We start from the raw sequence: 13634 nt of genomic DNA, 5'->3' as shown, positions 1-13634 counted from the left end.
AACGGTACAGCGTTTATCAGCCATTATTCAGGGGCAGAAGAATGGCGTAAACGATCCTACAAATCAAAACCACGCGTGCGTTTTCGGCAGACGCAGTCGTGGTCTTTGCTATTTTAAAGGAAAATGGTCGCTAGCTAACGGTCGGAAAGGTTGATAAAACCAGCCTAGTTCTTCCCCTCGAATACGATTTCCCGAAAGAATTTCCTTTCAGCGGGAACTCCTCCAGCCCGATCTCTACTTAATGAATGAACAAGATGACTGTATGTACAGCATGACAGTTCACTACCGTAAACATTCATCATATTTGGAGATATATCATGGCTTTAGGACTTTCTCAGGTTGCATCTCAGGCGGCTTCTCAGACTCTGGATACCGCGATGGCCGGTTCTCTGACTCGTGCAGCAGGCGCGCAGGCACAGAAAATTGCGTTGGATACGGAAAACTCCATTCTGGATGGTCAGATGGATTCTGCCTCCAAATCACTGAACTCTGGGCAGAAAGCGGCGAAAGCTATCCAGTTCTGATCGTGAGTCAACGAGCCGGGGCTATGCTCCGGCTTTATTTTTATCCCGTCCGCGATGGAATCCACACCATGAAAATCAACCACGCCAGTACGTTGCCTCAGCCGGGGGATGCTCCGCTGGCGGACAACGGCACGTCTTTTTCCTTTTCTGCCAACGATCAGGATGTTTCCTGGTTTAGTGCGGCGTTGTCATCGGCACCGATGACGGCAGGAAGCGGTAACAGTCAGTGGCTGGGTGCGCTGGCGGAAAAATCTCAGGGATTGAACGGCGTCTTCAAATCCGCCGAACGCGACGTCAGCCAGGCGATGCGTTCCAATAATCCAAAGGATGTACTGGATGCAACCCGAACACTGTCGTCGTTCTATCTGGAAAGCTTGCTGAGCGCCAAACTGGTGGCGAAAAGTGTGCAAAGTCTGGAAAAACTCACCAACTTACAGTAGCGGCCTATGAAAATAGATAAGCGAGTGTTGCTCCTGCTGATCGGATTATTGGCTGGCTGCGGTGAGCCGATTGAGCTGAATCGCGGGCTGTCGGAGAACGATGCCAACGAAGCGATTTCAATGCTTGGCCGCTATCAGATCGGTGCGGAGAAACGGGTTGAGAAAACCGGCGTCACGCTGGTGATCGATGCAAAAAATATGGAACGCGCCGTCAACATTCTAAATGCGGCGGGTTTACCGAAGCAGTCGCGCACTAATCTGGGGGAAGTTTTTCAGAAAAGCGGTGTGATCTCGACGCCGCTGGAAGAGCGAGCCCGCTATATCTATGCCTTGTCGCAGGAAGTCGAAGCGACGCTGGCGCAGATCGATGGCGTGATGGTGGCGCGAGTGCATGTGGTGTTGCCCGAGCGTATCGCGCCCGGCGAACCGGTTCAGCCCGCCTCAGCAGCGGTATTTATTAAATATCGTGCCGAACTGGAACCGGATGGGATGGAGCCGCGTATCCGTCGGATGGTCGCCAGCAGTATTCCCGGTCTGTCTGGTAAGGACGATAAAGAACTGGCGATCGTTTTTGTTCCGGCAGAACCGTATCAGGACACGATCCCCGTCGTTACGCTGGGGCCGTTCACGCTGACGCCGGATGAAATGCGTCGTTGGCAGTGGAGCGCTGGGCTATTTGGCCTAGTGCTGGCTGGGCTATTAGGCTGGCGTATTGGCTCGCCTTACCTGCGACAATGGCAGCAGAAAAAAGCGAGGGCGTCGTCGTCACAATGACAACACAAGAGCAAACCAGAGGGCGCGAATCGGATGGCATCACACCGCTTGCGTGGCTGACCTGGTGGGTAAAGGACTGTCTGTTACAAGCGGACCCCAGTTGGTGGACGGGGGGCGTTATGTTGCCTGATTCGCCACGGCGTCGCGACTGGCTGCATGTGAACGCCGTACAGCTTAATCGCTATTTCTCTCTGCCGTTGGTCTTACCGCCGGATCCGCTTGCCTCGCTGATGCAACTGGGGACTCTGGATACGGCGCAGCGGGAAACGGTATTACACCTGATGGCACGGGTGTGCCAGCCCATACGTGAACCGAATCACTCTGACGCAGAGGGCATATGGTGTGAACGGCTGGCAAAGGCGCTGCGGCCCGGTTTGTGGCTACCGACACCGGCTGCTTTTTCTGCTCAATCATCACCGGATCCCTCGACATCACGCGACCAGGACGCCTTGATGCTGTTGCGCGTTCGCTATGGCGAAGCGTGCTGGCCGCGTCTGCGATTGCTCTTTCCATATGATTGTTCCCGTGATTGGGGAACCCACTGTCAGGCTCCAGCAGTGTCATTACCCGCCGCCCGGCTGAATGCGCTGTGCGATGCCCTAATCTGGAAGGCATCAACCCCCGCATAACCCTCCTCATTTTTATTCATTTTGCTAAGGACGAAGCATGCTGACGACAAAGATGTTTGTGACATTACCCGGCGCAAGTCGAGATGAAGCGGTGATTATTCCGGCGGAGCGGGTTGCGGCGCATCGTCGCAGTCGGACACTCTGGGAAGAAGCCACTGTACAGGCAGAGACGATCGTGGCACAGGCGCACAATCGTGCTGGAACGCTCTGCGAACAGGCGGTAGAAAATGCAGAAGCTGCGTTCTGGCAGCAGGCAAACGCATTACTGCTGGGCGTTCGGCAAGACAGGATGCGCCTTGAGCAGACCATGATTACGCAAGCCGGACAACTGCTGCGCGATGCATTGGCGCACTTGCTGGATAAAACGCCTACGCCGTCACGCCATCATGCCTTATTGCGACAGTTGCTGAAACAACAGCAGGGGGAGAGCCGAGGAACGCTGTACTGCCATCCCGGTCAGCTTGCCGATGTGCAACATTGGCTGGACGCGCATCCACATTTGGAGTGGCGTCTCGCCAGCGATGAGGCATTGGATAACGATGCCATGAAGCTGATCACGGCGCATGGCGTGATGTCGCTGAACTGGCGGCAGGCGACACAGCAGCTCATTCCTCCCAATCACTCCGCCGCTGCTATGTGAAATCATCGTTTGCCAATGGGAACTGCACGCCAGGGTTAACCACTCACTATCAGGTCAGCGACCGAAACCTGTTTTGTGAGAAAAATACCTTATGAGGAGAACGTGCTATGTCCCTTAACCCCATTCAGCGCCGCCTTGACGCGCACCTGGTCGATTCGCAGCAGCAACTGGATGATATTGCTCTGAATGTTGCCGAAGGCGGTGCCAGTCAGGCTGATAGCTACGCTTTTTTTGAAGCCAGTATGGATTATTCCAATGCCAACTGGGCGGTCGGGCAACTGTTGAGCGTTAAGCACGGTTTGGCAAAGGCCATCATCAATGACTTCAACTGAGTTAGCCGCGATGCTGGAGCGCTGGCTAAACGGCGGAGCGTCAATGCTGAAACTGGAGATCGACGGCGGCGCAGTGGCGATAGTACGGCAGTCATCGGGCGTGGCATGCAGTGCGGCGATTCCGCTGCACACGGTGCCGGATGAGCCGATGCTGGCACGCGCATTACAGCTGGCTGATGCCGCTCACGCGCAGTTTCAGGAGGATACCGCCGTACTTTCGCTCTCACCGCAGGATGAACAGTTTTGGCTATGGATGTGGCCCGATGCCGACGACGTCATGCAACTGTGCCGCAGTCTGGAAACCTTACTTAATCAACGGGACGTCTGGCTGAGCCTGCTCACGCCGCGCACAAAAGCGGCTGTTTCCGCCCCACTTAATCTGAGCACGCTGGCTTTTTTGCAAGGAGAACGACATGCGTAAGGGATTGATACGTAATGGATCGTATAGCATTTTGCTGGTGATCTATCGCTGGTTTTGCTGGGCAATAGTGCTGATCGGGATTATCCCCGTGAATGGGGTTATTTCGTTGGCGTACGCCGCCACACCCGCCGACTGGAATAAAGGGGCGTATGCGTATTCTGCCGAGCAAACGCCACTGTCTGCGATTCTGGCGGATTTCGCCAACAGCCACGGCGTGGATTTGGTGTTGGGCAATATTGCGGACAATGAGGTGACGGCGAAGATTCGGGCGGATAATCCCACGCTGTTTCTCGACAGGCTGGCGCTGGAGCATCGCTTCCAGTGGTTTGTGTATAACAATGCGCTGTATGTCAGCCCACAGGATGAACAGGCGTCGGTGCGTCTGGAGATCTCACCGGATGCTGCGCCTGACATCAAACAGGCACTCAGTGGCATCGGGCTGATCGACTCGCGCTTCGGCTGGGGGGAGTTACCTGAAGAGGGCGTAGTGCTGGTTACCGGGCCGAAGGCGTATATCGATTTGATCCGTAATTTTAGCCAACAGCGGGAAAAGCAGGACGAACGGCGTAAGGTGATGATTTTCCCGCTGCGCTATGCCTCTGTATCCGACCGAACGCTGCAATACCGCGATCAAAAAATCACGATTCCGGGCGTCGCGACCATTCTCAATGAACTGATGGATGGTCAGCGAGCCGCACCGGCGGGCGCATCTGGTCCGATGCCCGTACAGCCGGATACGGGGATGGAAGCTATGCGGGACAGTACGCGTTCGCTGATGACTCGGCTCGCAACCCGCACTAGCCCAGGACGCAGCGGTGAGGCGTCAAGCCGCGTGACGCTAAGCGGCAAGATCTCCGCTGATGTACGCAATAATGCGCTGTTGATTCGGGATGATGAAAAACGCCGGGCGGAGTACCAACAGCTCGTCGAGCATATCGATGTACCGCAAAATCTGGTCAACATTGATGCCATTATTTTGGATGTGGATCGTACCGCGCTGTCGCGGCTGGAAGCGAACTGGCAGGCGCAGCTCGGCAATGTGAGCGCGGGCAGCACCATGATGATGGGACGAAGCACGTTGTTTGTCAGTGATTTCAAGCGTTTCTTCGCTGATATTCAGGCGTTGGAGGGAGAAGGGACGGCCTCCATCGTCGCCAATCCTTCCGTGCTGACGCTGGAGAACCAGCCTGCGATTGTCGATTTCAGCCGGACGGCGTTCATCACGGCGACGGGTGAGCGTGTCGCGGACATTCAACCAGTGACGGCGGGCACCAGCCTGCAAGTGACGCCGCGGGTGATTGGTGAAGGGGCACAGCGCAGCATCCAACTGGTTATCGATATCGAAGATGGTCAGGTCGAGACAGGGCGCGAGGGGGAAGCCTCTGGCGTGAAGCGCGGTACTGTCAGCACGCAGGCGTTGATTGGTGAGAACCGAGCGCTGGTGTTGGGCGGTTTTCACGTCGAGGAGAGCGGTGACCGCGATCGTCGTATTCCGATCCTTGGGGATATCCCGCTGCTGGGGAAACTGTTTACCTCGACGCGTCATGAAGTCTCTCGCCGCGAGCGCCTTTTCATTCTTACACCCCACCTTGTTGGCGATCAAACCGATCCTACGCGCTATGTGTCCTCCGTCAATCGCCAGCAGTTGAACGGTGCCATGAACCGCGTGGCGCAGCGCAACGGTAAAACGGATCTCTATAGCCTGATTGAAGGCGCGTTCCGCGATCTTGCCAGCCGCCAGCTTCCTGCCGGGTTTCAGGCCGACAGCAAAGGCGCGCGATTGGGAGAGGTGTGCCGCTCACAGTCGGGCCTGATCTATGACAGCTCGCGCTATCAATGGTATGGCAACGGTCAGGTACGCCTGAGCGTAGGCGTGGTGCGTAATGGAGGCACCCAGCCACAGCGTTTTGATGAAGCGGCTTGTGCCAGTAGCCGCACGCTAGCGGTGGCCGTGTGGCCGAAAACGACGCTGGCACCGGGGGAATCCAGCGAGGTGTTCCTTGCTTTGCAGCCCGCGCTAACGGCTCAACCAACCCGACGCAATGTGCTGATATCAAATTAATAATCTTATCCACTACAGGAGATGCATATGAACCATAAAACGTGGTTAGTGGTGTTCATCGCATTCTTATTGAGTGCCTGCAATTCACCGCGGCAGGTGACTAACTGTGCTTCAGTCACCTGTCGCCCGCAGCCAGAAACGCGACAGCTCATCATCTGGTGGCAGCCTGACCTGCGCAATGGCCCGGCGGATTACAGCAGGGTAAGCGTGGATGAGTGAGCCAACGGAAGTATTCGACAATCAGCATGATTTTCTCTCAGCGCTGGAAACCACGCCGACGGCATGTTGGTCAGTACAACCGGGCGTGAGGCTGTGGTTTACGGTAGTGTCGGCGCGGCAGGTTGAACTCATCTTAACGCTGGCACCTGCCCGACATTATCCCGGTATGCTGCGGCAAATTTTACAACGCCGCTTTCTGGAGGCTGACACGCTACCTGCATGCAGCCTGAGCCTGGATGAACAGCACACTCTGCGGTTACGCCGCTCATTATCCATATTGACTGACTCCGTCGCAGCGATCGACGAACTGTGGCGTTTAGCCGGTCTACCTCCGCGCTGAACCGTGAAAAAGTCCTGTGTTTTCGTATGTAAGGCGGGAACCACGCAGGCAAGAAAATCACTTAATGGGGGAGTGTCACAATCACGCGGGCTGACCGCAAACCTATTGGCGCTTTCATACTCCATTTATTCATTGAGGAAACATTATGCTTAATTCTCTTGGTGGCGGTACTTCTTTGCAAATTACGATCAAAGCGGGTGGTAACGGCAGTTTATTTCAATCTCAGTCTTCACAAAATGGCGCATCGCCATCGCAATCGGGGTTTGGTGGCCAGCGTAGCAATATTGCAGAACAGTTGTCCGATATCATGACCACCATGATGTTCATGGGGAGCATGATGGGCGGCGGCATGGGCGGTGGCCTCGGTGGTATGGGGGGCGGTTTGGGTGGCGCGCTCGGCGGTCTGGGAAGTAGCCTGGGCGGATTAGGCGGCGGATTGCTGGGACAAGGCCTTGGTGGCGGTCTGGCCGGTGGTCTCGGGAGCAGTCTTGGCAGCGGATTGGGTGGCGCACTCGGTGGTGGTTTAGGTGGGGCGCTGGGTGCCAGTATGAATGCCATGAATCCATCAGCAATGATGGGCAGCCTGCTGTTTAGCGCGCTGGAGGATCTGTTGGGCGGCGGTATGTCACAGCAACAGGGGGGCCTGTTTGGCAATAAACAGCCTGCATCACCGGAAATTTCGGCGTATACCCAAGGCGTTAACGATGCGTTATCAGCGATTTTGGGCAACGGCTTGAGTCAGGCACAAGGCCAGAACTCACCGCTGCAACTGGGTAACAACGGTCTGCAAGGCTTGAGCGGCGCAGGGGCGTTCAATCAATTGGGTAGCACGTTGGGGATGAGCGTTGGGCAAAAAGCCGGTTTGCAGGAGCTGAATAACATCAGCACGCACAATGACAGCCCGACCCGTTACTTCGTGGATAAAGAAGATCGGGGGATGGCGAAAGAAATTGGTCAGTTTATGGATCAATATCCTGAAGTCTTCGGTAAGCCGGAATACCAGAAAGATAACTGGCAGACGGCGAAGCAGGATGACAAATCCTGGGCCAAGGCGCTGAGCAAGCCGGATGACGATGGCATGACCAAAGGCAGCATGGATAAATTTATGAAGGCTGTCGGCATGATCAAGAGCGCGGTAGCGGGTGATACCGGCAATACCAACCTGAATGCTCGTGGCAACGGCGGCGCTTCTCTGGGGATTGATGCGGCCATGATCGGTGACCGCATCGTCAATATGGGGCTGCAAAAGCTCGCGAGCTAAAACGAAAAATTACCGGGAGCAGGGCGAAAGCTCTGCTTTCTTGTTATTAGTTTTAATGAAATTATTTCAATTCAAATCAATTAGTTTACTCAGCTTTTGTCCTTTCTTTGCGCTATTAGCTCTGTGAGCATCTTGTTATCCTTTACACATATTTTCTCAAAAGGAATAGCGCCAAGGATGTCACATGGAACGTTTTCATTATTCTTCACTCCGCTTCAACCCCGTATTCTTTTTGTCTCCGATGGCGTGAACACACCGAATATCTACTCCCCCTAATTTTCTGTGCTTTTCTCTGAAATCACATTTTTCCCGTGTGATGTTTTTATCAACCTAGGTCGTGGTGTGAGCAGACTCAGACCACAACTCAGGTTTTGATGTTAATCAGGATAGCGACGTGCCGCTCCGAGGGAACCCGAGGCGTGCGGTCGCCGTGGTAACAGCACAAGAATAATAAGGAGAAGACCGATGGCAAACAGTACCGGATTGCAATTCACCGTAAAGGTCGGCGCGCTTGCGGCAGGCACGTTTGCGGTGGTGGATTTCAGGCTGGATGAGGGGCTGAACCGGCCTTTCAGCCTGTCGCTGAGTCTGGCGAGCGCGTTGCCGGATGTCGATTTTGGCGCGGTTCTGGACCAGCCGTGCGAACTGATGATTTGGTATGAGGGCGAGTTAAAACGCCGAGTCTGCGGGATTATTAGTGGATTCACGCAGGGTGACACCGGATTTCGCCGCACGCGCTATCAGGCAGAAGTCAGGCCTGCCCTGTGGCGACTAGGGCTTCGCACCAATGCCCGTATCTTTCAGGCACAGAAACCGGAAGCGATTATCAGCATATTGCTGGAAGAAACGGGTATCACCGATTATGCCTTTTCGCTGCGCCATGACCATACGGTGCGGGAATACTGCGTGCAGTACCGAGAAAGTGATTTGGCGTTTCTTACCCGGTTGACCGCAGAGGAAGGCCTGTACTTCTTCCATGAGTTTGAGGAAGGCAAACACCGTGTGGTGTTTGCTGATGATGCCGGGGCGCTGACCAAAGGCCCCGAGCTGTTCTTCAATCTGGCGGTTCAGGGGCTGAGCGAAGGCGACTATGTCCGGCGGTTCCACTACGCGGAGCGGGTGAGTACGGCAGAAGTGGAATTGAAGGACTACAGCTTCAAAACCCCGGCTTACGGGCTGTCACACAAGAAGATGAGCAACGAGCTGGCGCACCAGCGCGAAAGCTATCAGCACTACGATTATCCGGGGCGCTATAAACAAGAACCGAGCGGCAAGGCGTTCAGCGGTTACCGGCTGGATGCGCTACGTTCAGGGGCGGTGACCGGCGCGGGTGAATCGAATGCGGCGATGTTAATGCCGGGCAGCAGTTTCATGTTGACCGAGCACCCCAATCCGGCGCTGAATAGCGGCTGGCAACTGGTGGCTATCACGCACAGTGGGCAGCAACCGCAGGCGCTGGAGGAGGAAAGTGGCGGCGAACCGACCACCTACAGTAACAGCTTCGACGTCATTAGCGCCAACACGACTTGGCGTGCGGAGTTGCCATACAAACCGATGGTCGATGGCCCGCAAATCGCCACCGTCGTCGGCCCGGCGGGAGAAGAGATTTACTGCGACCAGTACGGTCGGGTAAAACTGCAATTCCCGTGGGATCGCTATGGCGCGAGCAACGACCAGAGCTCCTGTTGGGTGCGTGTCAGTCAGGGCTGGGCTGGCGGTCAGTACGGCATGATTGCTATCCCGCGCATCAGCCATGAAGTGATTGTTAGCTTCCTAGAAGGTGATCCCGACCAGCCGATTATCACCGGGCGTACGTTCCACGCGACCAACCGTCCTCCTTACGACTTGCCTGCGCACAAGACGCGCACCGTGCTGCGTACGGAAACCCATCAGGGCGAAGGATTTAATGAGCTGCGCTTTGAAGATCAGGCAGGGCAGGAAGAGATTTATATTCATGGTCAGAAAGATCTCAACGCGCTGATTGAGAACGATGTTGTCTGGCATATCAAACGCGATGCACATACGGATATTGATAATGACCGTGTAACTCGCGTTAAAGCCAACGATCACCTGACGGTCGAGAGCGAGAAACGTGATCATGTTAAAGGGGATTACTCACTGAACGTCGATGCCTCTATGCACCAGAAACTGGGACAGGCTTTGCTGGTCGAGGCAGGGCAAGAAGTGCATGTGAAAGCGGGGGCTAAGGTGGTTCTTGAAGCGGGGGCGGAGCTGACGCTGAAAGTCGGGGGAAGCTTCATCAAGATCGATCCCAGCGGCGTGAGCGTGGTGGGCCCGGCTATCAAAATTAACTCTGGGGGCAGTGCTGGGAGCGGTTCTGGTTGGGCAGGACAGAGCCCCATTCTGCCGGGTGGTGTTGCCGTCCCACCTGCACCACCCGCGACATTGCCTGCCCCTGCCATTCATAAAAGCATGGAATCGATGTCACCGCTTGTCAAACCTTGTCCCCTCGCTAAGGGAGGCAAAGCATGAGCCTGAATGCGTGGCAAGCCCAGCATAGCGGCGCGCTCTTTGCGATCGTCGACGGCGCGGTAGATCGCTCGGCAGTAGCCCGTTTCTATGAACTCAGCCAAGGTGAAGCTTTCCCCCTCTTTGCGGGGACCGAGTTTAACGAGCAAGCCGCACTTGGCCCTTGGCTGCTGTCTAACCCTTCGCCCGCGTTCGTGACGGATTCTCCCGCGTTGAGTGGATTCTATCTGGTCAGTGAACAGTCTCTTGACGTCGTTCGCAACCATTGGCAAAGCCTGATATTAGCTATCCGTGAAGGAGAGGCTGTCTGGTTTCGTTTCTCTGAACCTCGTATCTTTCTTCCGATGTTCTGCGCCATGAGCCCAGAAGAGCGGGATGCCGTGCTTGGCCCCTGCAATGGACTCTGGATCAACGAAAATGGATTTACGCGTAATCCTGATATTCCCTTCCATCTCCGGTTAAAGAGTCCCTGGTTTCACATCCGCTCACACCATATGGCGGCGTTGTATGACGAAAAGCGTCACGCCTACATTCTTCGTCGGCGTCTGTGGCAGACCATGACGAGCATGATGGAACGTCATCCCGATCCGGCAGGGACTATTTTGTCCGTTCTCAGGCAAGCCAATGCGGAGAGGCTTCAAGACGATGTGCTCGATGGCGTGGTGGCTGGAGCCTTGACCTTGCAGGCCGGACTTCCTTTGGAGAGTATTCGAGCGCCGCTGATGCTGACCGAGGCTGAATTCGCGCAGGTCAACCACTGGATGGTGCAGCATAACGCGTTGATAGGAGCTAACTAATGGCAGCCGATCCCCACTGTATTCCCTGCGAACGTTACGATACCTGGATAGAGATTGAGGTTCGTGATGAACACAATCGTTCGTTCAAGGGCCTAAAAGCGACACTGACCGACGATACCGGCAAATCCGAAACGGTCACCCTCAAAGAAGGGCCTGTAGTCGTACGTGGTTTTGCCGTAGGCCCGATAGCCGTCAAACTAGAGACGCAGCCCTGGCTCAAGGCAGCGCAATCGCGTGAAATATTGAAGGACGGGCAAAGTGCCGTCCCTGCTTATGTGGCAAAAAAGGTTGGGTATGATGAAACGCTACGTGAACATATTAAGGCGACCACCGGAGACCTGTGCCTGACCGCACCGGAGCAACCCTTGCCAGAGGCGCATCAGGAAGGGAAAGCGGGTAGCGTCCGTTTCTTTACCAAGCATTCTTACGTTATCGAAGTAAAAGGTTATCAGATCAACGTGCTGCGCATCGGTGTGTTCTTCGATGGTACGGGGAATAACACGTATAATGCCGAGTCTGGTCTTAAAAAAGTGGAGCAATGGCTGGCTGAAACCTGCTCCGATCCGGCGCAGCGGGAGAAAGAGCTGCGTGGCTGCCAGATGGGGCAACTCCCGGTTGGGGATAGTGCGGCTAACGATATTACTAATGTAGGTAAACTATTCAACCAATACGATCTGACTGCTGGCCCGTTGGTCGTCCATAGCTATATCAGCGGCATTGGCACTCGCGATCCGGTTGCAGGAAAAGATGGTCTGGAATACCGATCGGACAATATGCTGACAAAAGGGTTGGATCTGGATTTTGGCGGTGAAAATACCTCTATCGTTGGCAAGGTTAATCAGGCTTGTAGTCAAGGGATTACGGATGCGGTCAAACGTGATTTAAGGGAGGTATTACCGAATATTGAATGCATTCATCGCATCGTGTTCGATGTATTTGGCTTTAGTCGTGGGGCGGCGGCGGCACGCCATTTTGTCAATGTCATCGACCAGAAAACCGATCACCCGTTGGTACAGGCGATCGCCAATACGCCCACTATCCGTCTTAAGGCTGGGTTTGACTGGGCCAATAGGGACGATGTGCGTATCACGTTTGTCGGGATTTTTGACACGGTCGCTTCATCGTACCATCCCAGTCTGAACATCCACTTGCAGGATGATTGTGCCGAACGGGTGGTGCATCTGACAGCGCTGGATGAGGTGCGAAAACACTTCCCCTTAACGCGTGTCACTCCTACGGCGATAGGCTCTAGCATTCCGCCACACTTCACCGAGCTGGCGCTGCCGGGCGCGCATTCGGATCTTGGCGGCGGCTATTACAGCCGCTGGAGCCTGCCTAATCCGAACAGCGATCCGGCGCTGACCGAGTGCCTCGAACTGGAGCGCTTTATGAGTGAAGAAGCGACCTCCACGCCGGATGATGAAAGTCAGGCCTATCGTCAGGCCTACGCCTATGCCGAGGAAAAAATTGCGCAGGGCTGGGTCGGACGTCTTCACCCGCGTTTGCTGCGTGCCGCTATTCCTCCTGTAGGGGCGATCAGTTTGATCCCCTACTCGTTTATCCGACGGCGTGGCAAGGATGATTTGTGGCCGAAAAAGGCCGTGTATGTGGAGGTGGTGATGAGCCGCGTGGTGGAGGGGGAGTATTCGCGCATTCCACTACACATGATGGTGGAAGCGGGACGAGCCGCCAGCGTGCCGTTTAAGGCGTGGCGATCAAAAGATAAACAGCTTCAGCTTGAACCACTTTCAGCCAAACTGCCAGCGGTCAATCTGACTAAACTAGATGAGGTGTGGGCATTAGCGGCCACCGAGCAGGGTGTAGTGAAAAATCTGAGCCAGCAACTCTCTGCGGAGGTTTATCAGTCACTGCGCCGCGATTATGTCCATCGTAGCGCCAGCAATCAGGGTATCGCCAGTCCAGCCAATACCAGCAAATTTGAAACTACCGTGAGTAAAGAGCGGCGGCACATAATAGGGAATGAGGAAGCATGATGTTTAAACAATTTATTGTGTTGCTGGGGCTTTGCGTTTCATTGGCTGCCTGTGCGACGACATCCACAAAATCGGCTTTTTCATGGCGATATGGCACTGGCAGCAACATTGATATCACTAACAATACGCGAACGGAATTTTATCGTGGTGGAAAACTCATTTACGCTGATCGTGAAGCGGGTGGCGGGGCGGGCGGACTGCTGAGTGACAGAATCACAGGCCAGCGTTATTACTGGGCGGGCGGCGGCGGGTTACCTACTGAGGGCGTTGTTGTTCCTGATAAGGCTTCGATCGAGATGGTGTCTTTCTACGATCGCAAGCGGTATCGCATCAAAGTCGATTTACCGGCTGATTTAGCCCAGCAAATACAGCAGCGCTATCAGATTGGCAAGCGCATTGACCAACGTAGCTGGCTCTATTTTGGCCTTGCACCCGGTGGTTATTATGAAGTGCTATTGCAGGGGGATTTACTTGGTGTCAGTCCAGATTTGTTGCTTGCCCGTGGTATTGCCGAAGAGGTTACCGATGATTGGTATGATAAAAAAGTATCTGTGGCTGAACAATATGGCATTGATGATTTCGACAAAAAGTACGGCGCACTATTTAAGCAGCACTCCATCCCACTGGGAATGGACTGGGCGCCGATCATGGATGCCTACCGCGCCAACCAGCCTAAAACGGACCAGCAGCCGGTGAAGTGATTGTGTCACC

15 protein-coding genes are annotated in these 13634 nt (G+C 54.8%); all 15 read left to right on the top strand.

What is annotated here, in order from left to right; genetic code table 11:
- The first annotated feature begins 317 nt into the window (after nt 1-317).
- The 15 genes from GZ59_RS12085 to GZ59_RS12015 all read left to right on the top strand — a co-directional run bounded on the left by GZ59_RS12085 (nt 318) and on the right by GZ59_RS12015 (nt 13624).
- Nucleotides 318-524, top strand: coding sequence for a type III secretion system major pilin HrpA (locus tag GZ59_RS12085; RefSeq protein WP_009112561.1), 207 nt, complete (start codon nt 318-320; stop codon nt 522-524).
- Nucleotides 525-592: 68 nt separating this feature from the next.
- Nucleotides 593-964 (top strand): EscI/YscI/HrpB family type III secretion system inner rod protein, encoded by a 372-nt coding sequence (locus GZ59_RS12080; protein WP_039292066.1) that lies wholly within the window; start codon nt 593-595, stop codon nt 962-964.
- A 6-nt stretch (nt 965-970) separates the two neighbouring features.
- On the top strand, nt 971-1738 hold the full coding sequence (gene sctJ / locus GZ59_RS12075) for a type III secretion system inner membrane ring lipoprotein SctJ (RefSeq protein WP_011093656.1): 768 nt from the start codon (nt 971-973) through the stop codon (nt 1736-1738).
- Nucleotides 1735-2367, top strand: coding sequence for a hypothetical protein (locus tag GZ59_RS12070; RefSeq protein WP_011093657.1), 633 nt, complete (start codon nt 1735-1737; stop codon nt 2365-2367). Before sctJ ends, GZ59_RS12070 begins: the two co-directional genes overlap by 4 nt.
- Nucleotides 2368-2404: 37 nt before the next feature.
- Complete coding sequence (gene sctL / locus GZ59_RS12065; RefSeq protein ID WP_011093658.1) at nt 2405-3007, top strand: type III secretion system stator protein SctL; 603 nt, start codon at nt 2405-2407, stop codon at nt 3005-3007.
- Between the two features lie 107 nt (nt 3008-3114).
- The gene (locus tag GZ59_RS12060) at nt 3115-3339 is read left to right on the top strand and encodes a type III secretion protein HrpF (protein ID WP_011093659.1); all 225 of its coding nucleotides are present in this window, start codon (nt 3115-3117) and stop codon (nt 3337-3339) included.
- Nucleotides 3326-3760 (top strand): type III secretion system chaperone, encoded by a 435-nt coding sequence (locus GZ59_RS12055; protein ID WP_039292061.1) that lies wholly within the window; start codon nt 3326-3328, stop codon nt 3758-3760. The genes GZ59_RS12060 and GZ59_RS12055 overlap by 14 nt, the downstream gene beginning before the upstream one ends.
- Nucleotides 3753-5822, top strand: coding sequence for a type III secretion system outer membrane ring subunit SctC (sctC, locus tag GZ59_RS12050; protein ID WP_011093661.1), 2070 nt, complete (start codon nt 3753-3755; stop codon nt 5820-5822). The genes GZ59_RS12055 and sctC overlap by 8 nt, the downstream gene beginning before the upstream one ends.
- Before the next feature lie 27 nt (nt 5823-5849).
- The gene (hrpT, locus tag GZ59_RS12045) at nt 5850-6041 is read left to right on the top strand and encodes an HrpT family type III secretion system protein (protein ID WP_011093662.1); all 192 of its coding nucleotides are present in this window, start codon (nt 5850-5852) and stop codon (nt 6039-6041) included.
- Nucleotides 6034-6381, top strand: coding sequence for a hypothetical protein (locus GZ59_RS12040; RefSeq protein ID WP_011093663.1), 348 nt, complete (start codon nt 6034-6036; stop codon nt 6379-6381). The genes hrpT and GZ59_RS12040 overlap by 8 nt, the downstream gene beginning before the upstream one ends.
- Before the next feature lie 145 nt (nt 6382-6526).
- Entirely contained in the window at nt 6527-7642 is a 1116-nt protein-coding gene (locus GZ59_RS12035; RefSeq protein WP_039292057.1) for a type III secretion protein HrpN, read from the top strand.
- A 465-nt stretch (nt 7643-8107) separates the two neighbouring features.
- Entirely contained in the window at nt 8108-10135 is a 2028-nt protein-coding gene (locus GZ59_RS12030; protein ID WP_011093665.1) for a type VI secretion system Vgr family protein, read from the top strand.
- On the top strand, nt 10132-10929 hold the full coding sequence (locus GZ59_RS12025; protein WP_011093666.1) for a DUF4123 domain-containing protein: 798 nt from the start codon (nt 10132-10134) through the stop codon (nt 10927-10929). Before GZ59_RS12030 ends, GZ59_RS12025 begins: the two co-directional genes overlap by 4 nt.
- Complete coding sequence (locus GZ59_RS12020) at nt 10929-12923, top strand: phospholipase effector Tle1 domain-containing protein (RefSeq protein WP_011093667.1); 1995 nt, start codon at nt 10929-10931, stop codon at nt 12921-12923. The genes GZ59_RS12025 and GZ59_RS12020 overlap by 1 nt, the downstream gene beginning before the upstream one ends.
- Nucleotides 12920-13624, top strand: coding sequence for a DUF2931 family protein (locus tag GZ59_RS12015; RefSeq protein WP_226302340.1), 705 nt, complete (start codon nt 12920-12922; stop codon nt 13622-13624). Before GZ59_RS12020 ends, GZ59_RS12015 begins: the two co-directional genes overlap by 4 nt.
- Nucleotides 13625-13634: the final 10 nt, after the last annotated feature.

Origin of the sequence: Pectobacterium atrosepticum (assembly GCF_000740965.1) — a bacterium.
Classification (GTDB): domain Bacteria; phylum Pseudomonadota; class Gammaproteobacteria; order Enterobacterales; family Enterobacteriaceae; genus Pectobacterium; species Pectobacterium atrosepticum.
Note: the sequence above shows the minus strand (reverse complement) of the source record. Positions and strands in the feature narration are given on the sequence as shown.

Excerpts from the sequence above, each read along its gene's own strand:
- GZ59_RS12085 (WP_009112561.1), top strand. The coding sequence starts at position 318 with ATGGCTTTAGGACTTTCTCAGGTTGCATCTCAGGCGGCTTCTCAGACT.
- GZ59_RS12080 (WP_039292066.1), top strand. The coding sequence starts at position 593 with ATGAAAATCAACCACGCCAGTACGTTGCCTCAGCCGGGGGATGCTCCG.
- sctJ (WP_011093656.1), top strand. The coding sequence starts at position 971 with ATGAAAATAGATAAGCGAGTGTTGCTCCTGCTGATCGGATTATTGGCT.
- GZ59_RS12070 (WP_011093657.1), top strand. The coding sequence starts at position 1,735 with ATGACAACACAAGAGCAAACCAGAGGGCGCGAATCGGATGGCATCACA.
- sctL (WP_011093658.1), top strand. The coding sequence starts at position 2,405 with ATGCTGACGACAAAGATGTTTGTGACATTACCCGGCGCAAGTCGAGAT.
- GZ59_RS12060 (WP_011093659.1), top strand. The coding sequence starts at position 3,115 with ATGTCCCTTAACCCCATTCAGCGCCGCCTTGACGCGCACCTGGTCGAT.
- GZ59_RS12055 (WP_039292061.1), top strand. The coding sequence starts at position 3,326 with ATGACTTCAACTGAGTTAGCCGCGATGCTGGAGCGCTGGCTAAACGGC.
- sctC (WP_011093661.1), top strand. The coding sequence starts at position 3,753 with ATGCGTAAGGGATTGATACGTAATGGATCGTATAGCATTTTGCTGGTG.
- hrpT (WP_011093662.1), top strand. The coding sequence starts at position 5,850 with ATGAACCATAAAACGTGGTTAGTGGTGTTCATCGCATTCTTATTGAGT.
- GZ59_RS12040 (WP_011093663.1), top strand. The coding sequence starts at position 6,034 with ATGAGTGAGCCAACGGAAGTATTCGACAATCAGCATGATTTTCTCTCA.
- GZ59_RS12035 (WP_039292057.1), top strand. The coding sequence starts at position 6,527 with ATGCTTAATTCTCTTGGTGGCGGTACTTCTTTGCAAATTACGATCAAA.
- GZ59_RS12030 (WP_011093665.1), top strand. The coding sequence starts at position 8,108 with ATGGCAAACAGTACCGGATTGCAATTCACCGTAAAGGTCGGCGCGCTT.
- GZ59_RS12025 (WP_011093666.1), top strand. The coding sequence starts at position 10,132 with ATGAGCCTGAATGCGTGGCAAGCCCAGCATAGCGGCGCGCTCTTTGCG.
- GZ59_RS12020 (WP_011093667.1), top strand. The coding sequence starts at position 10,929 with ATGGCAGCCGATCCCCACTGTATTCCCTGCGAACGTTACGATACCTGG.
- GZ59_RS12015 (WP_226302340.1), top strand. The coding sequence starts at position 12,920 with ATGATGTTTAAACAATTTATTGTGTTGCTGGGGCTTTGCGTTTCATTG.